The 23,486-nt window shown below is 73.7% G+C and carries 26 protein-coding genes; 16 read left to right on the plus strand and 10 right to left on the minus strand.

All coding sequences use genetic code 11. The features are described from left to right. Window positions 1-179 precede the first annotated feature (179 nt). On the plus strand, window positions 180-1,151 hold the full coding sequence (locus K7787_RS06950; protein WP_247720615.1) for an intradiol ring-cleavage dioxygenase: 972 nt from the start codon (window positions 180-182) through the stop codon (window positions 1,149-1,151). Window positions 1,152-1,190: 39 nt separating this feature from the next. On the opposite strand, the gene K7787_RS06955 is transcribed toward K7787_RS06950, so the two are convergent. Further along, the gene (locus K7787_RS06955; RefSeq protein WP_043262214.1) at window positions 1,191-1,559 is read right to left on the minus strand and encodes a gas vesicle structural protein GvpA; all 369 of its coding nucleotides are present in this window, start codon (window positions 1,557-1,559) and stop codon (window positions 1,191-1,193) included. Window positions 1,560-1,665: 106 nt separating this feature from the next. Beyond that, window positions 1,666-2,217, minus strand: a complete 552-nt coding sequence (locus K7787_RS06960) for a phosphatase PAP2 family protein (protein WP_164391055.1) — start codon at window positions 2,215-2,217, stop codon at window positions 1,666-1,668. Window positions 2,218-2,587: 370 nt separating this feature from the next. Between K7787_RS06960 and K7787_RS06965 the strand changes: the two genes are divergently transcribed. Beyond that, a complete protein-coding gene (locus K7787_RS06965; protein WP_223000826.1) occupies window positions 2,588-3,943 on the plus strand; it encodes a nicotinate phosphoribosyltransferase in 1,356 nt (451 codons plus the stop codon). Between the two features lie 46 nt (window positions 3,944-3,989). Here the strand turns inward: K7787_RS06965 and K7787_RS06970 are convergent, their stop codons facing one another. After that, the gene (locus K7787_RS06970) at window positions 3,990-4,895 is read right to left on the minus strand and encodes a universal stress protein (protein WP_223000827.1); all 906 of its coding nucleotides are present in this window, start codon (window positions 4,893-4,895) and stop codon (window positions 3,990-3,992) included. Window positions 4,896-5,131: 236 nt separating this feature from the next. Beyond that, window positions 5,132-5,788 carry a fasciclin domain-containing protein gene (locus K7787_RS06975; RefSeq protein WP_223000828.1) on the minus strand — a complete coding sequence of 219 codons (657 nt, stop codon included), beginning with the start codon at window positions 5,786-5,788 and terminating at the stop codon, window positions 5,132-5,134. Between the two features lie 290 nt (window positions 5,789-6,078). Between K7787_RS06975 and K7787_RS06980 the strand changes: the two genes are divergently transcribed. Next, window positions 6,079-7,002, plus strand: a complete 924-nt coding sequence (locus K7787_RS06980) for an amidohydrolase family protein (RefSeq protein WP_223000829.1) — start codon at window positions 6,079-6,081, stop codon at window positions 7,000-7,002. Between the two features lie 9 nt (window positions 7,003-7,011). On the opposite strand, the gene K7787_RS06985 is transcribed toward K7787_RS06980, so the two are convergent. Together K7787_RS06985 and K7787_RS06990 are read right to left on the minus strand one after the other, a co-directional pair. Further along, entirely contained in the window at window positions 7,012-7,770 is a 759-nt protein-coding gene (locus K7787_RS06985) for a hypothetical protein (protein ID WP_308036300.1), read from the minus strand. A gap of 302 nt (window positions 7,771-8,072) precedes the next feature. After that, window positions 8,073-8,783 carry a hypothetical protein gene (locus tag K7787_RS06990; protein WP_223000831.1) on the minus strand — a complete coding sequence of 237 codons (711 nt, stop codon included), beginning with the start codon at window positions 8,781-8,783 and terminating at the stop codon, window positions 8,073-8,075. A 257-nt stretch (window positions 8,784-9,040) separates the two neighbouring features. On the opposite strand from K7787_RS06990, the gene K7787_RS06995 reads away from it, so the two are divergent. Together K7787_RS06995 and K7787_RS07000 are read left to right on the plus strand one after the other, a co-directional pair. Then, entirely contained in the window at window positions 9,041-10,120 is a 1,080-nt protein-coding gene (locus K7787_RS06995) for an MDR family NADP-dependent oxidoreductase (protein WP_223000832.1), read from the plus strand. A 131-nt stretch (window positions 10,121-10,251) separates the two neighbouring features. Continuing rightward, window positions 10,252-10,671, plus strand: coding sequence for a MerR family transcriptional regulator (locus tag K7787_RS07000; protein WP_169437292.1), 420 nt, complete (start codon window positions 10,252-10,254; stop codon window positions 10,669-10,671). Between the two features lie 47 nt (window positions 10,672-10,718). Here K7787_RS07000 and K7787_RS07005 read toward each other — a convergent pair whose 3' ends face one another. Then, window positions 10,719-11,513, minus strand: a complete 795-nt coding sequence (locus K7787_RS07005) for an SAM-dependent methyltransferase (protein WP_009192679.1) — start codon at window positions 11,511-11,513, stop codon at window positions 10,719-10,721. 315 nt (window positions 11,514-11,828) lie between these two features. On the opposite strand from K7787_RS07005, the gene K7787_RS07010 reads away from it, so the two are divergent. The 3 genes from K7787_RS07010 to K7787_RS07020 all read left to right on the plus strand — a co-directional run bounded on the left by K7787_RS07010 (window position 11,829) and on the right by K7787_RS07020 (window position 13,659). After that, the gene (locus K7787_RS07010) at window positions 11,829-12,161 is read left to right on the plus strand and encodes an ArsR/SmtB family transcription factor (protein ID WP_009192678.1); all 333 of its coding nucleotides are present in this window, start codon (window positions 11,829-11,831) and stop codon (window positions 12,159-12,161) included. Between the two features lie 47 nt (window positions 12,162-12,208). Next, a complete protein-coding gene (locus tag K7787_RS07015) occupies window positions 12,209-12,892 on the plus strand; it encodes an NAD(P)H-dependent oxidoreductase (RefSeq protein ID WP_223000833.1) in 684 nt (227 codons plus the stop codon). Between the two features lie 149 nt (window positions 12,893-13,041). Then, entirely contained in the window at window positions 13,042-13,659 is a 618-nt protein-coding gene (locus tag K7787_RS07020) for a TOPRIM nucleotidyl transferase/hydrolase domain-containing protein (protein WP_223000834.1), read from the plus strand. Between the two features lie 33 nt (window positions 13,660-13,692). Here the strand turns inward: K7787_RS07020 and K7787_RS07025 are convergent, their stop codons facing one another. After that, entirely contained in the window at window positions 13,693-13,881 is a 189-nt protein-coding gene (locus K7787_RS07025; protein WP_223000835.1) for a hypothetical protein, read from the minus strand. A gap of 361 nt (window positions 13,882-14,242) precedes the next feature. Between K7787_RS07025 and K7787_RS07030 the strand changes: the two genes are divergently transcribed. Then, a complete protein-coding gene (locus K7787_RS07030) occupies window positions 14,243-14,659 on the plus strand; it encodes a hypothetical protein (RefSeq protein ID WP_164387912.1) in 417 nt (138 codons plus the stop codon). 80 nt (window positions 14,660-14,739) lie between these two features. Here the strand turns inward: K7787_RS07030 and K7787_RS07035 are convergent, their stop codons facing one another. Further along, complete coding sequence (locus tag K7787_RS07035) at window positions 14,740-15,420, minus strand: SMI1/KNR4 family protein (RefSeq protein WP_223000836.1); 681 nt, start codon at window positions 15,418-15,420, stop codon at window positions 14,740-14,742. Window positions 15,421-15,672: 252 nt separating this feature from the next. Between K7787_RS07035 and K7787_RS07040 the strand changes: the two genes are divergently transcribed. Together K7787_RS07040 and K7787_RS07045 are read left to right on the plus strand one after the other, a co-directional pair. Then, entirely contained in the window at window positions 15,673-16,575 is a 903-nt protein-coding gene (locus K7787_RS07040; protein WP_247720616.1) for an LppU/SCO3897 family protein, read from the plus strand. A 47-nt stretch (window positions 16,576-16,622) separates the two neighbouring features. Then, entirely contained in the window at window positions 16,623-17,249 is a 627-nt protein-coding gene (locus K7787_RS07045; protein ID WP_223000837.1) for a DinB family protein, read from the plus strand. Window positions 17,250-17,312: 63 nt separating this feature from the next. Here the strand turns inward: K7787_RS07045 and K7787_RS07050 are convergent, their stop codons facing one another. After that, window positions 17,313-18,212, minus strand: coding sequence for a helix-turn-helix domain-containing protein (locus K7787_RS07050; RefSeq protein ID WP_223000838.1), 900 nt, complete (start codon window positions 18,210-18,212; stop codon window positions 17,313-17,315). Between the two features lie 98 nt (window positions 18,213-18,310). Between K7787_RS07050 and K7787_RS07055 the strand changes: the two genes are divergently transcribed. The 5 genes from K7787_RS07055 to K7787_RS07075 all read left to right on the plus strand — a co-directional run. Further along, window positions 18,311-18,901 carry a non-oxidative hydroxyarylic acid decarboxylases subunit B gene (locus K7787_RS07055; RefSeq protein ID WP_164387908.1) on the plus strand — a complete coding sequence of 197 codons (591 nt, stop codon included), beginning with the start codon at window positions 18,311-18,313 and terminating at the stop codon, window positions 18,899-18,901. Window positions 18,902-19,081: 180 nt separating this feature from the next. After that, window positions 19,082-20,512 (plus strand): non-oxidative hydroxyarylic acid decarboxylases subunit C, encoded by a 1,431-nt coding sequence (locus K7787_RS07060; protein ID WP_223000839.1) that lies wholly within the window; start codon window positions 19,082-19,084, stop codon window positions 20,510-20,512. 106 nt (window positions 20,513-20,618) lie between these two features. Beyond that, complete coding sequence (locus tag K7787_RS07065; protein ID WP_169437337.1) at window positions 20,619-20,855, plus strand: non-oxidative hydroxyarylic acid decarboxylases subunit D; 237 nt, start codon at window positions 20,619-20,621, stop codon at window positions 20,853-20,855. 222 nt (window positions 20,856-21,077) lie between these two features. Then, entirely contained in the window at window positions 21,078-21,581 is a 504-nt protein-coding gene (locus K7787_RS07070; protein ID WP_043262209.1) for a MarR family winged helix-turn-helix transcriptional regulator, read from the plus strand. A gap of 144 nt (window positions 21,582-21,725) precedes the next feature. Beyond that, a partial coding sequence (locus K7787_RS07075; protein ID WP_504739998.1) for an MDR family MFS transporter occupies window positions 21,726-23,486 on the plus strand: 1,761 nt, incomplete at its 3' end.

Genomic DNA, 23,486 nt, shown 5'->3' on the forward strand with positions numbered 1-23,486 from the left:
GGCCCGCGCCGAGGAGGAGTTCGGCACCTGACCGGTGGAGCACCGCCGTGCACACGAGCGGAGCACCGCCGTACGGCGACCCCGTGGAGTCCGGCCAGACCGCAACCGGCCGGAGGTTGGCGCGTTCCGGGCGGGTGATTCACACGTGGCTCACAGACGGCGTTCCTACTGTCGTGCACATGCCCAGTGACGCTCATGAAGAGCCCGACAACGCCCTCGTCTCCCGGCTCCTGTCCCGCCGCCGCATGCTCGCCCTCGGCGGGGCGGCCGGCGCCGTGGCCCTCACCGGGGCGGGCGCCGCCGCACACGCCGCCGACCGGAACCCCGCCACCGGCGCCCGCGCCCTCGACGCCGTCAAGGCCGCCGCCGCGGCATCCACCACCTGCATGCGGCTGACCACCGAACAGATCGAAGGCCCCTACTACATCGACTACGAACTCTTCCGCAAGAACGTGGTCGAGGACCGCACCGGCATCCCCCTGGTCCTCGTGCTGCGCGCGGTGGACGCCGCGACCTGCGAGCCCCTGCGCGACTCGGCCATCGAGATCTGGCACTGCGACGCCTCCGGCGTCTACTCCGGCTACACCCGGACCGGCAACGGAGGCGGCGGGGGCGGTACGCCGCCCGGTCCGCCGCCGTCCGGCACACCCAGCGGACCGCCGCCGGGCGGGGGCGGGGGCGGTCACCAGACCCCGACGGACGACCTCACCTGGCTGCGCGGCATCCAGATGACCGACCACCAGGGCTTCGTCACCTTCCGGACGGTCTTCCCGGGCTGGTACACCGGGCGCGCCGTGCACGTCCACACCAAGGTGCACACCGGCGGCTCCCGCACCTCCGACGGCTACACCGGCGGACGCACCTGCCACACCGGGCAGTTCTACTTCGCCGAGAGCGCCGTACAGGCCACCACGGGCATCGCCCCGTACGCGGCGAACACCGTCACCCGGGTCACCCTCGACCAGGACTCGATCTACCCGGGCACCGGCACCCAGGGCGGCCTGCTCCAACTCGCCTACGACCACCGGCACATCGCGCGCGGGGTCGTCGGCCACATCACGATGGCCGTGGACCCGGCCGCCACGAACGACGGCGACGGAGCCCCCGGCGGCGGCCCTGCGCCCACGGCCTCCCCGTCTCCCAGCGCCTGACCTCGCACACCTCCGGCCCGCGGACGGCCCGCCGGAGGCCTACTTCTCCCGCGCTTCGTCGCGGGCCTGGTGGAAGGCCTCGGAGATGGTCTCCGCGGCGCCGGACAGGACCCCCTTGGCCGCCCCGTGCGCCCCCGACTCCTTCATCCGGCCCGGAAGCTCGGTCAGCCCGGCCGGCTTGCGCGGCCCCGCCTCCAGATCGAGCCGGTTGCACGCCTCGGCGAAGCGCAGATACGTGTCGACGCTCGCCACCACGATACGTATGTCGATCTTCAGGATCTCGATGCCGACGAGGGAGACCCGGATGAACGCGTCGATCACCAGCCCCCGGTCGAGAATCAGTTCCAGCACGTCGTAGAGGCCGCTGGAGCCTCCTCCGCCACCGCGCTGCTGTGTCGCCACGGTCATCAGCCGCCAGCCCCTTCCACCGTCGCCCGCTCCCCTCTCGGATAGCCCCGGCCGCCGTTCTCAAACGGCGGCCGGGGCCTCGGTACGGACGAAAGGACGGCGCTCCCTACGACAGCCACGCCTTGCGCAGCAGCCGGGGAGCCCTGCGGACCAGCCAGGCGCAGGCCAGGCCGATGACGGCGCCCGCGGCCACGTCGCTGGGGTAGTGGGCGCCGCTCTGCACGCGTTCGACGGCGACCATGCCGGCCGGAACCGCGCACAGGGCGCCCGCCAGCGGCGCGGCGGGCGCGACGGCGGCGGTGAAGGCGACCGCCGCCGCCGTGTGGCCGGACGGGAAGGACGACGAGTCGGGACGGTCCTCGACCTCGTCGTGCGGTATCCACTCCTTGGGCGGGCGGGGCCGGTCCGCGAGCCGTTTGCACAGGGCGTTGGACACCAGTTGCGCCACGGCGAGCGCCGTCAGACCGGTCACGGCGGCCCGGCGGCCGCGCCACCCGCCGGACACGGCCATGAGCGCGGCCGCGCCGCACCACAGTTTCGAGCTCTCCGCGCACTCCTCCACGGCCGACAACACCTTGGCGGCCCCGGGCGGGACCCGGGACGCCGTCTGCCGGGTCAGCCGTCGGTCCACCTCGAAGAACGCTGTCACTGCTTCCATGATCTGCAGGTATCCCCGTCCGGCGCGGCCGACACCCCCGGCCCGGGACGTCGCCCACGGCTGCCGCCCCTCCCGGCCGTCGCCGTCGCCCCCGGCCGTCGCCGTCGGCCCGGGTCGTGGAGAGCGGTCGCCGGCTCCCTGCCGGGCATCAGGGCCGAAGGGCCCTGGCGGCCCACCGGCGCCCGTGCTGTGCTGGAGGTGGCGGGAAGAACCGAAGAGGACGCGGAGCAGCGGCGACCACCGCGCACCGTGCGATCAGGATCCGCGAGAAGTGGATGGTTCTTTCCCGCCCGGCCATGAGCGGGCCCCGTCCGTTCCGCGGGCGCGTGCGGCGGAGCCGTTCGCAGCGCGGCATGAGAGTGCGAGGGCGATGTCGGACGTCACCACCACCGACCTGTACGAGGTGACCATGGCCCTGTCCTACCTGCGGGAGGGCATGGCGGGGCCGGCCACCTTCAGTCTCTTCGTCCGGGATCTGCCGCCCGGGCGCGGTTTCCTGGTGAGCGCCGGGCTGGAGCCCGCGCTGGACTTCCTCGCCGGTTTCCACGTCACCGCGGCGGACGTCCGAGACTTCGCGACCGCCCTCGGCCGGCCGCCGGACGCCCTCGACGCGCTGCGGGACCTGCGGTTCTCGGGAGAGGTGCGCGCCGTCCCCGAGGGGCGCGTGGTGTTCGCGGGCGAGCCGCTACTGGAGGTCACCGCGCCGATCGCGCAGGCGCAACTGGTGGAGACGTTCCTGCTCAACCAGGTCAGCCATCAGACGGGCGTCGCTTCGAAGGCGGCCCGGTGCGTGCTGGCCGCCGCGGGGCGGCCGGTGATCGACTTCTCGCTGCGCCGCGACCACGGGGTCTCGGCGGGGCTCCAGGCCGCCCGGGTGGGGGCCGTCGCGGGGTTCGCCGGGACCAGCGACGTCGCCGCCGCGGTGCGGTGGGGGCTGCGCGCCTCCGGGACGATGGCGCACTCGTACATCGAGGCGTTCCCCGACGAGGAGAACGCCTTCCGCGCCTTCGCCCGCGCCCACCCCGGTCCCGTCACCTTCCTCGTGGACACCTACGACACCGTCCGGGGCGTGGAGACGGCGGCGCGCGTCCTACGGGACCTCGGCCTCGGACCGGGGTGCGCCGTACGCCTGGACAGCGGGGACCTCGGGGCGCTGTCCCGGCGCGCGCGTCGGGTGCTGGACGAGGCGGAGCTGCCGGAGGTGGACATCGTCGCCAGCGGCGGTCTCGACGAGTACGGCGTGGACGACCTGGTGCGGTCCGGTGCGCCCGTCGACGTCTACGCGGTCGGCACACGCGTGGGCACCTCGGCGGACGCCCCGTACCTCGACTCCGCGTACAAGCTGGTGGAGTACGACGGGCGTCCGGTCATGAAGCTGTCCTCGGCCAAGGTCACCGCCCCCGGGCGCAAGCAGGTCCACCGCCGGCCCGGCCGGGCGGACCTCATCGCCCTTGAGGACGAGCCGGGTCCGCCCGGTGCGGAGCCGCTGCTGCGCACCGTGATGCGGGACGGCCGCCGCACGGGGCCGCGCGACACCCTCGGCCGGGCGCACGCGCGACTGGTGGCCGACCTCGCCGTGCTGCCCTCGGCCGCCCGCCGCATCCGGGCCCCGGAACCGCCGGCGCCCGAGATGTCCGCGCTCCTGACGCGCACGACCGCCGACCTGCGAGACCGCCTCACCGCACGGTACGGCGCGCGGACTCCGGCACCCGGCCCCGGCCGCTGAACTCCCCTCGGCGGGGCGGCAGTCGGGGTGCCGGGGCCGCACGGGGTCAGTCGTGGGCGACGACCGCGACGGGGGCCGTGGCGTGGTGCAGTACGGCGTGGGTGACGTGGCCGATATGGGCGCCGAAGGGGTTGCGGCGCACGCGCCGGCCCACGACGACCAGGGAGGCCTCGCGGGCGGCCTCGACGATCAGTTCGGCGGGACTGCCCGCGCCGCACCGCTCCTCGACCGCGACGTCCGGGTACTTCTGCCGCCAGGGGCGCAGCGCCTCGGTCAGATCAGCGGCTTCGCCCTCCGCGACCGCCGAGTACAGCTCCGCGTCGGCGGGCATGGCGTAGCCGTAGTACGGGGGCGGGTACCAGCCGTGCACGACGCGCAGCGAGGTGCCGCGCCGCAGGGCGGCCTCGAAGGCGAACTCGATCAGGGCGTCGTCCAGGTGGCGGGTGTCCAGCCCCAGTACGACGGGCCGGAAGGGGGCCGTCGCGGACGGTGCGCCCGCGGCGCCCGCCTCGTGCTCCTGGGTGGCCTGGCCCCCGGAGCGGACGAGGACGACCGGCTGCCGGGCGTGCGCCACGACGGACAGGCTGACGGAGCCGACCATGAAGCCGCCGAGCCCGCCCAGGGCGCGCGAGCCGAGGACCAGCAACTGCGCGGCCTCGGCGGTCTCGGCGAGCACCTGAGCGGGGACGCCGGACAACTGCTCGGTGGTGATGTCGAGGTCCGGGTGGCGCTGCCGCAGTTCCGCGGCGGCCTCGCGGGGCACCCGCTCCGTCCAGTGCCGGTGCGCCCGCTCGCTCACCACGGGCGCCAGGGCGACGGGCTCGGGCACCGGCTCCCACACGTGCACGAGCCGGACGGGCAGCCGCAGCAACTCCGCCTCCCGCGCGGCCCATTCGGCGGCGGCCCGGCTTTCCGGCGAACCGTCGAGACCGACGGTGACTGTGCGGGACATGGTCTCCACCTCCGTGCGACGACTGATCCACCACGAGCATGCGGCGGCGGCCCCGGGCGGCGACAGGGGCCGCAGGTCCCGACCGGGGGCCGACCGGCCCACGCGGCGCCCGGCCCACAGGGCGGGGCGGCGTACGGGCGGTCCGACGTACGGGGACGGCCGGCCGCGGGGGTGCCCGGGCCGGGCCGGCTCCGCCGGAGGGGACCGGGCGCCCGCCGGCGAAAGGCCCCCGAGTGTCAGCTCTTCGGCATGAGGACCGTGTCGACGATGTAGACCGTCGCGTTGGCGGTGCGGACGTTGCCGCAGACGACCTTCGCGCTGCCGTCGACCGTGTACGTCTCGCCCGAACCGGCGGTCGTCAGCCGGGACTTCTCCAGGGTTTCGTAGGAGCCCTTCGTCAGGTCCTTCGGCGCGAGGCGCTTGCCGACGACGTGGTAGGTGAGGATCTTCGTCAACTCGGCCTTGTCGCCCAGGACCTTGTCCAGGGTGGCCTTCGGGATCTTGGCGAAGGCGTCGTCGGTGGGCGCGAACACGGTGATGTTCTGCGCGTTGTTGAGCGTGTCGACCAGGCCGGCCTTCTTCACCGCGGTCACCAGCGTGGAGAGCACGGGGTTGTGCGAGGCGGCGGTGGCGACGGGGTCCTGCGCCATGCCGTCGAAGGACCCGGCGCCGTTCTTCGGCACCGCCGAGCAGGCCGCGCCGAACGGCTGGTCCATGGCGCTCGCGCTGCTGCCGGAACCGCCCATGTCGTCGCTGCCCGACGAGGCGGACGCCTTGGCGGAGGTGTCCGACGCGCCCGAGTCGCCGCTGTCGTCGGAGCAGGCGGTCAGGGCGAGGGGCAGCACCGCTGCGGCGGCGAGGGCGACGGCGAGGCGGCGGGTACGGGTGGTCATCGTGGTTCTCCCGGTGAGGGTGGGGCGTGCTGTCGAAGGCGGAGGCGACGAAGGGGGCGACTCGGCCGCGCGTGGCCCGGCCGGGTCCTCCTCTTCGTCCCTCACGCGGGGAATCCGGGGCCGTGGCCTGGCCGGATGGGTGGCAACCCTCGATCGGGTGAAAGATCGCCCGGCGGCAATCCGCTCCACGCGCGGCGACGGATGATCTGGCGGCCCTGTGACGGATTCCTCACGGAACCCCTGGGGGAAGGGGTCGCTCCGGCCCCTCGTCAGGGGTGATCGTGGGCGGTATGAACGATCACCGTACGGCGCCCGCCGACCCGGCCCCGGCTCGGAGCGAGGAGGCGGACGAGGTCCGTCGTTTCTGGGCCGGGCTCGGTCTTCCGGGACTGATCGACGTCCACACGCACTTCATGCCCGAGCGGGTCCTGCGCAAGGTGTGGGACTACTTCGACGCCAACGGGCCGCTGATCGGCGGGCTGGAGTGGCCGATCACGTACCGCGCGGAGGAGGCGGAACGCACGGCGCTGCTCCGGGAGTTCGGGGTGCTGGCCTTCACCTCCATGCTCTACCCGCACAAGCCCGGCATGGCCCGGTGGCTGAACGGCTGGGCCGCCGAGTTCGCCCGCCGCACCCCCGACTGCCTGCACACCGCCACGCTGTACCCCGAGCCGGGCGTGGAGGCGTACGTCCGCGAGGCCGTCGAGGCGGGGGCGCGGGTGTTCAAGTCCCATGTGCAGGTGGGGGCCTACGATCCGGCCGACGAGCGGTTGGAACAGGCGTGGGGCCTGCTCGCCGAGGCCCGTGTCCCCGTGGTGATGCACTGCGGCTCCGGTCCCGCGCCCGGCAGGCACACCGGCCCCGAACCCGTCGCCCGGCTGCTGGCGCGCCACCCGCGACTGCGGCTGATCGTCGCGCACATGGGCATGCCCGAGTACGAGGAGTTCCTCGGCCTCGCCGAACGGTACGACGAGGTGCGGCTGGACACGACGATGGTGTTCACCGATTTCTCCGAGGGTTTCATGCCGTTCCCGGTCCGGGCCCTGCCGAGGCTCGCGGCGCTCGGCGACCGTGTCCTGCTCGGCACCGACTTCCCCAACATCCCCTATCCGTACCTGCATCAGCTCCAGGCCCTGGAGCGGCTGGGTCTGGGCGAGGACTGGCTGCGGGCCGTGTGCCACGACAACGCGGCGAAGCTGTTCTCGGTGGCGTGAGCGGGCGGCTCAGCCGGCGGGCCAGGTGCCGAGCGCGCGGGCCAGCCGGCCGCTCTGCTCACGGGTGATGCCCTGGGCGAGACGGACCCCGCACCGCGGGCTCATCACCCCGTCGCAGTACAGGATCCCGGAAAAGGGCTCCCGGCCGCCCGAGAGCGGGGACGCCCCGGGGAACGCCCATGCGGCGGGCTCCCACAGCGGATGGTCGGTGAGGAGCGCCGCCGCGAGATGCGGAGCCAGCGCGCCGGGCACGCCGACCCGCGCCAGCGCGTCACCGACGGTGTCCGCCGCGTCCCCGGGCAGTTCCTCGTCGCCGAGCGCGGGCAGCAGCAGGAGCAGCCGTTCGTGCTCGGCGTGGACTCCGGGCGCGGCGCGGTCGGCGGTCCGGGCGATGTGGACGAGTTCGCGCCAGGCGAGCCCGGGTCCGGCCTGGTGGCCGTTCACAAGGGCCAGGCTGCCGTGCCGCCCCCACTCGGGGTGGGTGACGAGATACTCCGTCGCCGGGTCCTCGGGCACGTTGGACCCGAGGACCACGGCGGTGTGGCCGCCCCCGAAGGGAACGCGGAAGACGGGCCACCGGTCCTCGTCCGTCAGCGCGTCGCACGCGGCGTCGGCGTCCGCCCCGTCCACCCCGAACCAGGCCGGGACGGGGTCGTACTCCTCCGTCCGGCTCAGCCACATCAGATACGCGGCCCAGAAGCCCGGCAACGCGAGCAGTTCCTCCCCGGCGACCAGGGGAGCCTCTTCGAATCCATCGACCAGCAGCACCACACCAGCCTGCCAGCCGCCTGTGACATCGCGGGAAAAGGGGTGACGACCACGATCACGGCGCGGGACGTGCTCGGCGGGCGCGGCATGCTGGGGGCCGCCCGCAGCGGCGCGAGCGGCTGACGGACCGGTCGGGGACGGCGCGGTCGGCCGACGGGCGGCCGGGCGACGCGGTCGGCCGACGGGCGGCCGAGGCCACGCGAGCAGCCGACAGGCGGCCGAGGCCACGCGAGCAGCCAACGGGCCCACCGATCGGCGGAAGCCGTCGGCTGTCCGCAGCGGCCCTCAGCGCCCCGTCCCGGTCAGTCGCGCAGCCAGATCCGCAGGGGGCCGATCGGCTCGAAGCCGTGGCGGAGCGCCGCGTCCAGGTCCTCCCCGTGCTCGTAACCGACCACGGGGAGGCCGGGGAACAGCCGCTCCACGGTGTGCAGCACGCCCGGCCAGGCCGCGGCGGCGCCGCCCGCCGACGCGAACACGTTGGAGATCCCGGCCACCCGTTCGCTGCGGCTCGCCACCGCTCCGGCCACCACCCGCCCCTCGGCGGACCGGCCGGCGAGGACGAAAGTGGCCGGGTCGTCCAGCAGCTCGGGCCGGAACAGTGCGGCGTCGTCCGCAGCGCCGGCCCGGGCGAGCTGCCAGGCGCGCAGTGCCTGCGGAGTGCGGACCACGTCCCAGGCCGGCTCCGGCACGGTGACCGGGGCGCTCGCCGGGCGGTGGATCCAGTGGGCGTCGAACAGCACCCGGAAGCCGGCCCTCGTCAGGTCCAGGTCGGCGAAGCTGTCCTTGACGCTCGCGCCGCGCGCCTCGGTGTCGATCCGGTCCAGCAACTCGGCCGCGTCGGCGCCCGGGGCCAGCGTCACGGCGTCGGGGTAATACAGCGGCGTACGGGCCGGAGCGGTCCACGCCTGTCGGCCGAACTCGCCGCGCACACCGTGCGATCGGCTCATCACGGCGCACCACTCGGCGTTGTTGCGGGCCGCCGCCCCGACCAGGAACCGCTTCGTCGTCGTCACGAGAGCGGATCATGGCCCGCCGGGGCCCGCGCGGTCGAGCGGTTTTGCCGGGACACGACGTCACGGCGGCCGCCGTGAGGTGTGCACCCGGACGGCGGGCCCGGCGGCGGCCCCGGTGGGTGTGGCGGGCTTGCCCTTGACGTGCGGGTCAGGGATTAGCGTCTGCGGGTCCGGTGCCGCCCCGGCAGGCGACGGCCGTGGCCGCCCGGCGCACCGCGACACCCAGCCGCGTCCGTTCCCGCGTCGAGAGGCCGCCCATGACCACAGCCCTGCCCCGGACCGTCCGTGAAGTACGGCTCGCCACTCCGCCCCGGGGGCTGCCCACGCCCTCGGACTTCGCCGTCGTCGAGGCTCCGCTGCCCGCCCCGGGGCCGGATCAAGTCCTCGTCCGCAACCGCCAGTTCCTGGTCTTCGGCGGTCTGCGCACCCTGATCGGCGGCGAGGCCCGCAACACCCCCGTACCGGGACTCGCGCGCGGGGACGCGTTGTACGGGCCGGCTCTCGGCGAGGTGGTGCTCGCGCCGCCCGGCAGCCCGCTGCGCCCCGGCGACCTGGTGACCCACCTGCTCGGCTGGCGCGAGTACGCCCTCGTCCCCGAGGCGCAGTGCACCCCCGTGGACCCGGCGCTGCCCGACCCCGTCGCCCAGCTCTCCTCCGGCTCGGCCGCGTACGGGGCGCTGACCCGGCTCACCGGGGTGCGCGAGGGGGACGTCGTGCTGGTCACCGGCGCCGCCGGGGGCGTGGGGTCCCTGGCGGGGCAGATCGCCCGGCTGCTGGGGGCCGCGCGGGTGATCGGCACGACCGGTTCGCCGCGGAAGGCGGAACGGCTGGTCTCCGAGCTGGGGTACGACGCGGTCCTGACCGCCGGGTCCTGGCGCGGGGCGCACGACGCGGCGGACTCCCGGGCGGCGTACCGGGCGTTCGCCGCGCAGCTCGCCGAGGCCGCGCCGGACGGCATCGACGTCCTGCTCGACACGGTGGGCGGCACGCAGCTGACGGCGGCGGTGGACGCCGCCCGGCAGGGGGCGCGGTTCGCGCTGGTGGGGGCGCTGTCCGGGCAGCTGGCGGCGGAGGGTTCCGGGGCGACGGCCCCGGTGGAGATCGACGCGTTCCGGCTCATCGTCAAGGGGGTGTCGCTCAGGGGGTACATCGGCGTCGACCATCCCGAGGTGGAAGCGGAGTGGCTGGGGCGGTTCGCGGCGTGGCTGCGCTCCGGCGAGATCCGCTTCCCGCTCACCCGGATCACGGGCATCGACCGCGCTCCGTGGGCGTTGCGGGAGCTGACCGAGGGGAGCCAGTTCGGTACGGTCGTCGTGGAGTTGCCGGACCACGGCTGACACAGCACGGCTGACACGACACGGCCCGCGCGACACGGCTGGTACGACACGACGGGTACAGCGGCTGACGGACCACGACCGACGGATCACGACCGGCGGCCGCCGGCGGCAGCGGGCAGGAGGCACGGGGCATGCGGATCGGCGACGCCGCGGCGGCCGTGGGCGCGACGCCCCGGGCGCTGCGCTTCTACGAACAGCGCGGCCTCCTGGCGGCGCCGCGCCGTACGCGATCAGGGCAGCGGGACTACGGCCCCGGGGAACTCGCCGTCCTGCGCGTCATCCGTCAACTCCTCGCCCTGGGGCTCACGGTGGAGGATCTGCGCGGCATCGCCGACCGCCTCCCCCTGCTCGCGGCGGACCCCCGACCGTGCCGCGGGTCCGCCGCGGCGGACGCGCCCGAGGAGGGGGTGGTCGGCGCGGCGGTGGTGGAGCGGCGTATCGCGGCGCTCGACGCGGACATCGAACGGCTCACCCGCCTGCGCGACGCGCTGAAGGCCGGTCTGGCCGACCGCCGCGGCGCCGCCCGCCCCGCGTGCTCGCCGGCCGACTGAGGAGCACGGGCACGGAGGCGCCGTAAGGGGCGGGCGGGCGCGGGGTGTTACGGGACGCGGGCGACGGCGGCGTAGATGCCGCTGTCCTCCTCCTGCGGGGCCGGCGTCTCCTTGACCCACTCGGTGGCCGTGACCAGGCCGGGTTCGACGAGTTCGAGGCCGGCGAAGAAGCGGGCGACCTCCGTCCGGGTGCGGAAGCCGAGCTGGATGCCGCCCTTGGCGTACTCGGCGGTGACCTGCTGCGCCAGTTCCGGGAAGATGTCGGAGGCGGCGTGCGACAGCACGAGGTAGCTGCCCGACGGGAGCGCGTCGACCAGGCCGCGCACGATGCCGTGGGCGTCCTGCTCGTCGGGGATGAAGTGCATCAGCGCGATGAGCGACAGCACCACCGGGCGCTCGAAGTCGAGGATCTTGCGCGCGTGTTCCAGGATCTCGTCCGGCCGGCGCACATCGGCCTGGATGTAGTCGGTGGTTCCCTCGGGGCTGCTGATCAGCAGCGCCTCGGCGTGCCGCAGCACGATCGGGTCGTTGTCCGTGTAGACGACCTTGGCGGCGGGCACGGCGCGCTGGACGATCTGGTGCAGATTCGGCTCGGTGGGGATGCCGGTGCCGATGTCCAGGAACTGGTCCAGGCCCTGGGCGGCGAGCCAGGCCGCGGCGCGGTTCATGAACGCGCGGTTCTGCCGGGCGGCGTCGTGCGCCTCCGGGGGCAGGGCCCGGCCGACCGCCTCGTCCACGGGGTAGTTGTCCTTGCCGCCGAGCAGCCAGTCGTACACCCGGGCCGGGTGCGCCTTGCTGGTGTCTATCCGGGGGAACGGGAGGTCGGGGGTGCCGGTCGCCATGGCGGACTCCGTCGTGCGAGTGGATCAGGCAGGGGGTCGATCACCGCAGTTTCGCACACGATACGCCGTGTCAGTAGGCGCAGTTGGGGGCCGGACGCGGCCGACTGCGGGTCGGGGCGGGCGTTTCGGGGCGGACCGGGGCGGACGGCCCGCCGGATTCCGGGAGGCCTCCTCCGTCGCCGTACGCAGGTTCCGGGCGGCGGGTGTGGGGCGCGGTGATCTGACGGGTGACGGGGGGCGGGGGCGGGTCGTATCGGGATATCGTGGTGTGTCGGAGTGTTCCGGGTTTGGAGTGTTCGGTGAGAGGGGTGGCGCATGGCCGGAGCGGCGGGATCGGATCCGGGTGAGCTGATCGAGGTGTTCAAGGCCCTCGGCAACCCTGCCCGGCTGCAGATCATGCAGTGGCTGAAGGACCCCGACCTGCACTTCGGCGAGTACGAGGCGATCGCGGACCGGCGGACGGTGGGTGTGTGCGTCACGCACATCCAGGCGAAGTCGGGGCTCGCGCAGTCGACCGTCTCCAGTTACATGAGCACGCTCGAGCGGGCGGGCCTCGTGCGCCCGACCCGGGTGGGCAAGTGGACCCACTACCGGCGTGACGAGGAGCGGCTGGCGCAGGTGGCGCGGACGATCGGCACGGTCCTCTGACGCCCACAACCCATTGACACATCGCAATACGTCGATATGATTTTCTCATGTCGACCTTCACTGCCACACCCACCGCGCTGATCGTCCACGCCCACCCCGAGCCCCACTCCTTCAGCACCGCCCAGATGACCGCCGCGGCGCGGACCCTGAGCGAAGCCGGCTACCGCGTCGAGATCGTCGACCTCTACGCCGAGGGGTGGGCGCCCGTCCTCGGCCGCGACGAGTTCGCCCCCGTGGACGGCCCCTTCAAGCCGCAGGCCGAGCATCTGCGCGCGGTCACGGACGGGACGCTCGACGCGACCGTACGCGCACACCTGGACCGGCTGCTCGCCGCCGATCTGCTCGTGCTGTCGTTCCCGCTGTGGTGGTTCTCGCTGCCCGCCGTCCTCAAGGGCTGGATCGACCGGGTCTTCGTGATGGGCGGGGTCTTCGGCGGGCAGCACGGACTGTTCGAGGAAGCGGCGCTCGCGGGCAGGCGCGCGATGCTGCTGGTGACGACGGGCGGCTCCCGTGAGTCCTTCCAGCCGGGCGGCATGCTCGGCGCGATGGACGACTTCCTGTTCCACATCCACCGCGGCATGCTCGAATTCGTCGGCTACCGGGTGCTCGCGCCGGTGATCACCTACGGGCCGGCCCATCTGACCGAGCAGGAGCGGGCGGCGGCGCTGGACGCGGTCCGCGAGTCCGTCGCCCTCGTCGCCGCGGACCCCCGGGCCGTACCCGCCGTCTGAGGACCGGCCGAGAATGACTGAGACCTGCCGAGACCGGCTGGTGCCGGCCGAGACCGGCGGCGCCTGCTGAGACCGGCTGCTACCCGCGACGCCGGGCGATCGCGGTAATTCCCTCGCGCGGCGGGCGGAACGGGGTGAGACTCGGGGCCATGACGGACATGGGGGCGTTTCGGGACGCGGTCACCGTGTGGGCGGCGGGTGGGTCCGGCGGCCCGGCACAGGAGCTGGCCGCGCGGCTGCCGGTCCGGGTGGCCGTGCTGCTCGAAGGGCCGAGCGACGTCGCCGCGGTCGAGGCGCTGGCCGAGCGCCGTGGCCGCGACCTGGCGGCCGAGGGGGTCTGCGTCCTGCCGATCGGCGGTGCGATGAGCGTCGGGCGCTACGCCCCGCTGCTCGGCGCCCCCGGCCTCGGGCTCCGCCTCACGGGACTGTGCGACGAGGCGGAACGCCCTTACTACGCACGGGGTTTCGCTCGGGCCGGTGCGCCGCCGCACGGTTTCTTCGTCTGCGCGGCGGACCTGGAGGACGAGCTGATCCGCGCGCTGGGCGTCCCGCGGGTGACGGAACTGGTCCGCGCGGAGGGCGAGTTGCGCGCACTGGAGACCTTCCTGCGCCAGCCCGCACAGCAAGGCCGCCCTCCGCAACGGCAGTTCAGGCGGTTCCTCGGGACGAAGAAGGGCCGCAAGATCCACTACGGCCGCGTGCTGGTCGAGGCCCTCGACCCCGACCGCGTCCCGCCCCCGCTCGCCGACCTGTTCTCGGCTCTGTGACGGCGTCCGTACCGGGGAGTCGTCCGAGCCTGCCTACGTCGCGTCGCCCGTCCGTCCCGTCTCCTGTGCCGACGTAGCCCTTCCCGGCACCAGGACGGCGAGGGTGCTGCGCGCTTCGCGCCGTAGCGTACGGCGGCGGGCGAAGGTCGCGGTGAGGGCGAGCACGGAGACCGTTCCGCCGTAGAAGGCGGCGGCGATCGTGGAGAGGAGCCCGACCGTCATCGGGCACGCACCTTTCTTCCCCCGCTCGGCCCGCCCGGGCCGACGGCTCCGAGGCGGGCGTTGATGCGTTTCCCCACCACTGTAGCCCCGGTCAAGGCGTGCGGGGAGCCCTTCACCGTCAACGCCCGCCCGCGCATATCCACTTCCCCCGCACATCCGCATGCCCCGCATATCCGCATGCCCTCATCCGTATATCGATGGCCCATTCGGCGCGAAAAACCGATTCACCTACATACCACCCTCTTTGGCCGATTTCGTACTGCCGTCGCGGTCCGGGTCCCTGAATGCTGGGTGCCTCACCGTTGTTCACGGCCCCGGCCGCCTCACCGGCCTCGCCGACCCCACTCGACAGGAGCCGCCCGTGCGCACGACCGTCAGGACCGGACTCGTCGCCGTTGCCGCCACCGCCCTGGCATGCGCGACGACGGCCACGGCCACAGCCGCCCCGCGGGCTCCGCAGGCGTACGTCCAGCGCTGCACCGACCTCGGCAACGGCGATCTCTGCATCGACGTCACCGGCAGAGTCGGCCAGACGGGCCGCATCGGCGTCGGCTACTGGAAGCGGGCCGGCGACGCCGTGCACGTCCGGCTCGGCTGGCAGAACACGACGGGCGGCGGGGCGAACTTCAGCCGGACCGTCCACGGCCCCCTCACCCCCGGCATGAACACCGGTACGGAGACGTGGACCACCTACCTCGCCGCCGGCTGCGTCTACCCGCTCATCGAGGTCGTGGGCCAGGGGACGCTGAAGGGCAAGGAGGTCTGCGTGCCCGCGTAGCGGCACGGAGCGGCCCGTCACGCGCGACGGCCGACGCGGGCCGCACCCGTTCCACACCCGTCTCCGCGCCGGCCGACTCGCTACGGCGTCGCCAGGGCCGTGCGCTCGGCCTTCTCCAGCCAGTCGGTGTACCAGCGGGCGAACGTCACCGGCCTGCCGTCGCCGTCGAGCAGCGGGGCGAGGTCCATGTCGTCCACGCGGCAGTCGGACCAGATCGTGCCGCGGTGGGCGCCGGTGACGATCAGCCATTCCCTCTGGGCGCAGCCCAGGTGGGAGATCACGAGGGCGCCTGCGGTGCGCTCCGGGGCGAACATGACGTCCGCCCATCGCTCGTCCCACGCCTCGAAGGCGTCGTCGAAGTCCTCGATGTCGCCGAAGTCCTCTTCCTCGGGGCGCCGGGCGAGCAGGTCGTCGATCAGCTCGGCGTCCGGGCCCCGCTCGGGGAACGGCTCGGCGAGCCGGGACAGGTCGGCCAGGTCCGCGCCGTCGCCTTCCCAGCGCCACCGGCCTCCCACACGGCGCACCGGGAACAGGCCGTACGCGGGGCCGGCGCCGCCCGCGCCGACGTGGCGGAGGAAGGACCGGTACTCCTCCGGCAGCCGCACGCCCACCTGGGCTTCGAGTTCGGCCAGTTCGTCCCGGGTGAGCGGGTCCTCCACGATCCAGCCGTGCCCCGCCGCCCCGAACACCTCGCTGCCGCACGGCCCCGCGCCAGCCGCCTCGACCCGCTCACGCACGCCCACCCACAACTGATCGCTCATGCGCAGACCGTACGCGCGGCCACCGACATCCGGGGCGCGGAGGCCGCTGTCGCGGTCCCGGCGACCCGACGCCCCGGCGACCGGCACCGGCGGTCGTCGTTCCCCGGCCCGGCCGGGCCGCCGTTCGGCCGGATGCCGGGGGTGGGCGTCGCACCGGCCGGGTGACGGACCCGGGCGTGCTCAGCGGGTCCGGGTGAGTAGGCTGCTGTGCCGTTGTGCCGGTTCCCCCATCTCCTCCCGGAAGGCCCCCTGTTGAGCACGCCACCGCCCCCGCACCCCGCCCATCCGCAGGCACCGGGACAGTACCCGCAGGGGCCGTACCCGCAGGGACCGTACGCCCAGGCGCCGGGGCCGTACCAGCAGGCGCCGGGCGGCTACGGCCAGGCGCCCGGCGCGGCCCCGTACCCGCCCGCTCCGGCCCCCTATCCGCAGGCCCCGGGGCCGTATCCCTATGGAGCGCCCGCCCCGCAGGGGTACGGCGGTGCGGCGCCGGCGGGCGGGCCGGTCGTGGGGTGCCAGGTGTGCGGGGCCGCGCCCGCCGCGCAGGTGACCGTCCGCGGGCACCAGGGCATGGTGGTGATCATGCGGTTCCTGCGCCGCCAGGGGACCCTGTGCCGTACCTGCGCGCTGGCCACCTTCCGCGACATGCAGGCCGCCACCCTGGTCCAGGGCTGGTGGGGGCCGCTGTCGGTGGTCATCACCCCCATCACCCTGCTGATCAACCTCGGCGCCCTGTCCACGATCCGCCGCCTCCCGGAGCCGGTCGCACCCGGTCCGCGACCGCCGCTGAACCCGGGCAAGCCGGTCTTCAAGCGCCCGGAGGGCATCCTGGCGCTTGTCCCGCTGGGGCTGTTCGCCCTGGCGGTGCTCGCCGTGCCGGTGCTCCTCGTCATCGGCCTGCTGGCCGGCCCGAGCGACGGCGACGGCGACGGCGACAACGCGACGACACCGCTGACGGCCGGCTCGTGCGCCCGCAACGACGCCGACTGGCCCGACCAGAAGCTGAGGCCCGTGGACTGCGGCTCCCCCGACGCCGGCCTGCGCGTCCTCGCCCCGCAGAACGGCACATGTGCGCCCGGCGACTACATCGCCTACCCGGAGTACAGCGCGGACGGCGCCACCTCGCTGTGCCTGCACCCCGTGAAGAACCAGTAAGCGCCAAAGAACCCGCAGCGCCCCGCCCCCCGGCCCCGGAGCCCCAGATGACGGTACCGTCCCGACTCGCCCCGCTGCTCGCGCAGTTCGACTTCGCGCGCAAGCGCCTCACCGACCGTCTCACGGGACCGGTCATGGACAGCGGCGACGGGACCGCCACCCGGATCGACGGTCCCCTCACCGATGAGGAACACTTCTGGGAACCCGTGCCCGGCTGCTGGTCGGTGCGGCGGCGGGCGGACGGGCCGGGACCGCGCGCGACCTCCCTGGCGGGCGCCGGCGACTGGGGCCGCGACGCCGCCGCCTACCCGCACCCCTGGCCGCCGCCCGTCACCACCCTCGCCTGGCGGCTGAGCCACCTCACCGAGATGCTGACCCTGCGCGCCGACCACACCGCCGGCGGTCACACCCTGACCCGGGACGACCATCCGGTCAGCGGGGACACGGCCACCGCGGTCGCCGCCTTCGACGCCGGCGCCGCCGCCTGGCGCGAGGCGCTGCTGAGCGTCGACGACGCCGCGCTCGACACCGTGGGGTACTGCACCTACCCGCACGGCAGCGACCCGGAGGAGCCGTTCCTCGACATCGTGTGGTGGGTCAACCAGGAACTCCTGCACCACGGCGCGGAGATCGCCCTGCTGCGCGACCTCTACCGCGCCGCGCGGGCGCGGTGACTTTCCTCGGACGCGGAGCCGTAGGGGTGGTGCAGGACGCGGGGGGCGTAGGAGCCGCGGGGGCTACGTCCCGCGTGCCGTGCGGCGGAAGGCCGTCGGGGTGGTGCCCGTCCGCTGCCGGAAGAACTTGGTGAAGTCGCTGGAGTCGGCGAAGCCGAGCCGGGCGGCGACGGCGCCCGCGCTCGACGTCCCGTGGGCCAGCTCCCGCTTGGCCTCCAGCACCACCCGTGCGTCGATGTAGCGCTTCGCCGACATTCCGGCGGCCGCCTGGGCGGCGCGGGTGAGGGTGCGGCGGCTGTAGCCGAGGGCCGCCGCGTAGTCCTCCACCCGGCGGGTGACCGTGAAGTCCCGTTCGACGGCGGCGTGGAAGCGGCGGAACGCCTCGTTCGGGACGGGTCTGCCGGGCTCGGCGCGGTAGGCGTTCGCCAGCCGGACCGTCAGCACCGCCACCAGGTGCCGCAGCACCCGCACATGGGCCTCCAGGGGCAGTTCGGCCAGCGCGTCGTACTCGAAGCGCAGATGGTCCAGCGCCCGGCGCAGCCCCTCGGCGTCCCGGGGGCCGGGGGTGAGGACCGCCTCCGCGAACGGTGTCTCGGCGACCGGTCCGACGGCGGGCCGGGCGCCGGTGAAACCCGGCGGGAAGGCGATCACCAGGCCGTCGGCTTCCGGCAGGTCACGGCCCCAGCGCTGCACCTGTCCGGGGCGGATCCACAGCCAGTCGCCGCCCGTCAGTTCGTGGTGGGTGAAGTCCACCGAGACCGACAGCCGGCCGCCGGCGTGCAGGGTGACGATCTGGTGGAAGGCGGGGCGCAGCGAGGCGTACGGGTCGTTGCCGTTGAGGCGGGCGCGGTCGGCCAGCCGGGACAGGTCCAGCAGTTCCAGGCCCGGCGGGGAGCCGGCCGTGGGCCGCAGGGTCAGCTCCCGGATGGCCGACCGCCGCGCAGGCTGTCCGTTTTTCCCCATGACGAGTCCCGAGTGTACCGCCGCGGACCGCGACACGGCTCCTAGCGTGGAACCGTAGGCGCAGGTCAGCGCGGTGTGCGCGGGAAGGAACCCTCCGGATGAGACTGGTCGTGGGGATGACGGGAGCCACCGGCGCCGTCCTCGGTGTCCGCTTCCTCCAGACGCTGGCGCGGCTGCCGGACGTCGAGACCCATCTGGTCCTCAGCCGGTGGGCGCGGACGACGATCGAGCTGGAGACGGGCCTGTCCGTGGACGAGGTCGCCGCCCTGGCCCACACGGTGCACCGGCCCGAGGACCAGGGCGCCACCATCGCGTCGGGTTCCTTCCGCACCGACGGCATGGTGATCCTGCCCTGCTCGATGAAGACCCTCGCCGGAATCCGCGCCGGTTACGCCGACGGCCTGGTCGGGCGGGCCGCGGACGTGATCCTCAAGGAGCGCCGCCCGCTGGTCCTGGTGCCGCGCGAGACACCGCTGAGCGAGATCCACCTGGAGAACATGCTGGCGCTGTCCCGGCTGGGGGTGCGGATCGTGCCGCCGATGCCCGCCTTCTACAACCATCCGCGGTCGGTGGACGACATCGTGGACCACATCGTGGCCCGCGTCCTCGACCAGTTCGACCTGCCCGCGCCCGCGGCGAAGCGGTGGGAGGGCATGCGCGCGGCCCGCGCGCTGCGACCGGCCTCCTGACGGCCGCGGTACGCCGCCGAGACGTCGAGACGTCGAGACGTCGAGACGTCGGGGCCCGCCCTTCGGCGCTCGCCGACCCGCCCTCCTGACTCGCACCGCCGGGGCACCGGGCGGGCTGCCGTCCCCTGCCAACTCGCGTTCCTCTCTTGTCCCTTGTCCTTCCAGTTCCACGGAGTACCCATGCCCTACGACGACTTGCGCGGTTTCCTCGACACGCTGGAGAAGGAGGGGCAACTGCTGCGCGTCACCGAGGAAGTCCTGCCCGAACCCGATCTCGCGGCGGCGGCCAACGCGGCCGGCCGGATCGGCGAGGGCGCCCCGGCGCTGTGGTTCGACAACGTCAAGGGCTTCACCGACGCCCGGATCGCCCTGAACGTGCACGGCTCCTGGGCCAACCACGCGCTGGCCCTCGGGCTGCCCAGGCACACCCCGGTCAAGGAGCAGGTGGCGGAGTTCGCCCGGCGCTGGGACGCCTTCCCCATCGCCCCCGAGCGGCGCGAGGACGCCCCGTGGCGCGAGAACACCCAGGAGGGCGAGGACGTCGACCTGTTCTCGGTGCTGCCCCTGTTCCGCCTCAACGACGGCGACGGCGGCTTCTACCTCGACAAGGCGGCCGTGGTCTCCCGCGATCCGGAGGACCCGGGCCACTTCGGCAAGCAGAACGTCGGCACCTACCGCCTCCAGGTCATCGGCCGGAACCGGCTGGCGATGCAGCCCGTCCCGGTGCACGACGTCGCCCTCCATCTGCGCAAGGCGGAGGAGCGGGGCGAGGACCTGCCCATCGCCGTCACCCTCGGCAACGACCCGGTGATGGCGATCGTGGCCGGCATGCCCATGGGCTACGACCAGAGCGAGTACGAGATGGCGGGCGCCCTGCGCGGCGCGCCCGCTCCGATCGCCACCGCCCCCTTCACCGGCTTCGACGTGCCGTGGGGTTCGGAGGTCGTCATCGAGGGCGTCATCGAGAGCCGCAAGCGGCAGATCGAGGGCCCGTTCGGGGAGTTCACCGGGCACTACTCGGGCGGCCGGCGGATGCCGGTCATCCGCGTCGAGCGCGTCTCGCACCGTACGAACCCCGTCTTCGAGTCGCTCTACCTGGGCATGCCGTGGACGGAGTGCGACTACCTCGTCGGGCCGAACACGTGTGTCCCGCTGCTGAAGCAGTTGCGCGCCGAGTTCCCCGAGGTCCAGGCCGTCAACGCCATGTACACCCATGGGCTGTTGGCGGTGATCTCCACCAAGAAGCGCTACGGCGGCTTCGCCAAGGCGGTGGCGATGCGGGCGATGACGACGCCGCACGGGCTCGGGTACATCACCACGGTGATCGTGGTGGACGAGGACGTGGACCCGTTCGACCTGCCACAGGTCATGTGGGCGATGTCCTCGAAGGTCAACCCGGCCGCCGACGTGGTGGTGCTGCCCAACCTGTCCGTGGTGGAACTGGCGCCCGCGGCCCAGCCGGCCGGCATCACCAGCAAGATGATCATCGACGCCACCACGCCGGTGCACCCCGACGAGCGGGGCAACTTCTCCACGCCCACCAAGGACCTGCCGGAGACGAAGGAGTGGACGGCCCGGCTGCAGCGGCTGATCGCCGAGAGCCGCCGCTGACCGCCGTCCGCCCCGAGCGACCGAAGAGGAGACCCACCCCATGACCGACTCCGACTCTCTCCACGACCACGTGACCGAGCCCATGGCCGGCCCTCTGGCCGCCCCCATGGCCGACTGCTGCCCCCGCTGCGCCTTCGAGGCCGTCGACACCCTGCACACCTCGCCCGTGCCCGGGGTCTGGGACGTCCTGCAGTGCCGCCGGTGCCTGTACACCTGGCGCACCTCCGAGCCCGCCCGCCGCACCCGGCGCGAGGCGTACCCGGAGCAGTTCCGGATGACTCCGCAGGACATCGAGAACGCCCCCGAGGTCCCGGCGCTCCCGCCGCTGCGCACCTCGGCCTGAGCCGCCGCAGCCCCCGGCCGTCCGTCCGGCCGGGGGCTGCCGCGCGCCCGGAGCCCGGGTGCCGGACACACCCTCGGCGCATGACGCCGGACACACCCGCCACAGGTGTTTACCTTCGCAATGCTTGCCTTTGCCAAGGTTTTGCGCCGAGTGACCTGCTTTGGGCGCCCGAGGCAATCAACTGCCTTTATGGTTGCTACAAGCAACGATTACGGAGGTGTGATGGCCGAGCGCGCGCACTACGAAGAACTGGCGCGTCAGCTCAGCGCCGTCGGCGCCGTCAACCGCGACATGGGGCGGATCCTGCCGCCCGACTGCCCGGCCGGCTCCGCCGCCGTCCTGACCCTGCTCGGCCGCCACGGCGACATGCGCATGAGCAAGCTCGCCGAACTGCTCGCCGTGGACATCTCGGTGACCAGCCGGCATGTCGCCCACGTCGCCGCACGCGGCTGGATCGACCGGCTGCCGGACCCGGCGGACAAGCGCTCGCGCATCCTGCGCCTCACCCCCACCGGGCTCGACCAGCTCGCCGAGCTGTCCCGCCGCACCACACACCTGCTGACGGAGCGGCTGAGCGACTGGACCGACGACGAGGTCGGCCAGCTCATCCGGCTGATGGGCCGGCTGCGCGACAGCTTCGGCGACTGCCGGTCCACCCCGGTCCGGCTGCCCGCGCCCGCGGCGGAGCCGCCGATGGCCGGACAGCCCTGCGCGAGGACGCCGTAGCCGAACAGGCCGCCGTAGTCGCCGCAGACCACCCGTACACCCGCAAGACGTAAGCAAAGGAAGCCCATGGCAACGACCACACCAGCCGGTGTGCGGGCCCACGCCAGGCGAGGGGGCGACCACCACGCCCCCGACGACGCCCCGATGACGCATCGTCAGATCATGGAGGCGCTGTCCGGGCTGCTGCTCGGGCTGTTCGCCGCCATCCTGTCCTCGACCATCGTCACCAACGCCCTGCCGACGATCATCAAGGACCTCGGCGGCGGCCAGTCGGCGTACACCTGGGTCGTCACCGCGGCGCTGCTCGCCATGACGGCCTCGGTGCCCCTGTGGGGCAAGCTCTCCGACCTGCTCAGCAAGAAGGCGCTCGTCCAGATAGCCCTGGTGATCTACGTCGCCGGCTCGGTGATAGCCGGTCTGGCGCAGAACCCCGCCATGCTGATCACCGCGCGCGTCGTCCAGGGCCTGGGCGCGGGCGGTCTGTCCGCGCTGGTGCAGGTCATCATGGCCGCGATGATCGCGCCCCGCGAGCGCGGCCGCTACTCCGGCTACACCGGCGCCACGTTCGCCGTCGCCACCGTCGGCGGCCCGCTGCTCGGCGGCGTCATCACCGACACCTCCTGGCTCGGCTGGCGCTACTGCCTGTTCGTCGGCATCCCCTTCGCCCTGATCGCCCTGCTGGTGCTCCAGAAGACGCTGCACCTGCCGGTCGCCAAGCGCCAGGTCAAGGTCGACTGGGGCGGCGCCTTCCTCATCACCGCCGCCGCGTCCCTGCTGCTGATCTGGGTCACCTTCGCGAACGACAAGTACGACTGGGTGTCGTGGCAGACGTTCACGATGGTCGGCGGCGTGATCGTGCTGGCCCTGCTGTTCGTCCTCGTGGAGACCAGGGCGAGCGCGCCGATCATCCCGCTGCGCCTGTTCCGCAACCGCACCATCGCGCTGGCGTCCCTCGCCTCGCTCTTCGTCGGCGTCGGCATGTACTCCGGCACGGTGTTCTTCTCGCAGTACTTCCAGCTGGCCCGCGACAAGTCCCCGACGATGTCGGGTGTCATGACGATCCCGATGATCGGCGGCCTGTTCGTCGCCTCCATGGTCTCCGGCCAGATCATCACCCGCACCGGCCGCTGGAAGGCCTGGCTGGTGGCCGGCGGCGCCTGCCTGACCGCGGGCCTCGGGCTGCTCGGCACGATGCGCTACGACACGCCGTACTGGCACCTGTCGCTGTCCATGGCGCTGCTCGGCGTCGGCGTCGGCATGACGATGCAGAACCTGGTGCTGTCCACCCAGAACCAGGTCGCCCCGCAGGACCTCGGCGCGGCGTCCTCCACCGTCAGCTTCTTCCGCACCCTCGGCGGCGCGGTCGGCGTCGGCGTCCTCGGCTCGGTGATGTCCACCCGGATCAGCCACCACGCCAAGGACACCGTCATGTCCCTGGGCCCGCACGCCCGGGCCGCCGCCGCCAAGGCGATGAGCGCCGGCGGCGAGCTGCCCGACATGGACGCGCTGCCCCGCGCGGTGCGCACCTGGCTGGAGGGCGCCTACGGGCACGGCATCGCCGACGCCTTCCTCTACGCCGCGCCCTGCGCCTTCGTCGCCTTCGTCGTCGTGCTGTTCATCAAGGAGGTCCCGTTGCGTACCACCGGTGCTCTGGCCCAGGCCGCCCAGCAGCAGAGTCCCGCGGCGGCTCCGGCCGTCGCACAGCCCGCCGCCGCGGCCGTCGAGGCCGCCGTGTCGGACACGTTCACTCCCGCGGGTGAGCGGGTGCCGAGCTGGGCCGGTGCGGACTCCGGCGCCGAGGCGGGCCCGCAGGGCGCGCAGCGTCTGGCCGCGGTCGCGACCGTCGCCCCCGAGGGTGCGGGTGCGGGTTCGGGTGGTGGGATTCCGGTGCGCGGGTTCGTGCGG

The organism is Streptomyces sennicomposti, from assembly GCF_019890635.1.
Lineage (GTDB): Bacteria > Actinomycetota > Actinomycetes > Streptomycetales > Streptomycetaceae > Streptomyces > Streptomyces sennicomposti.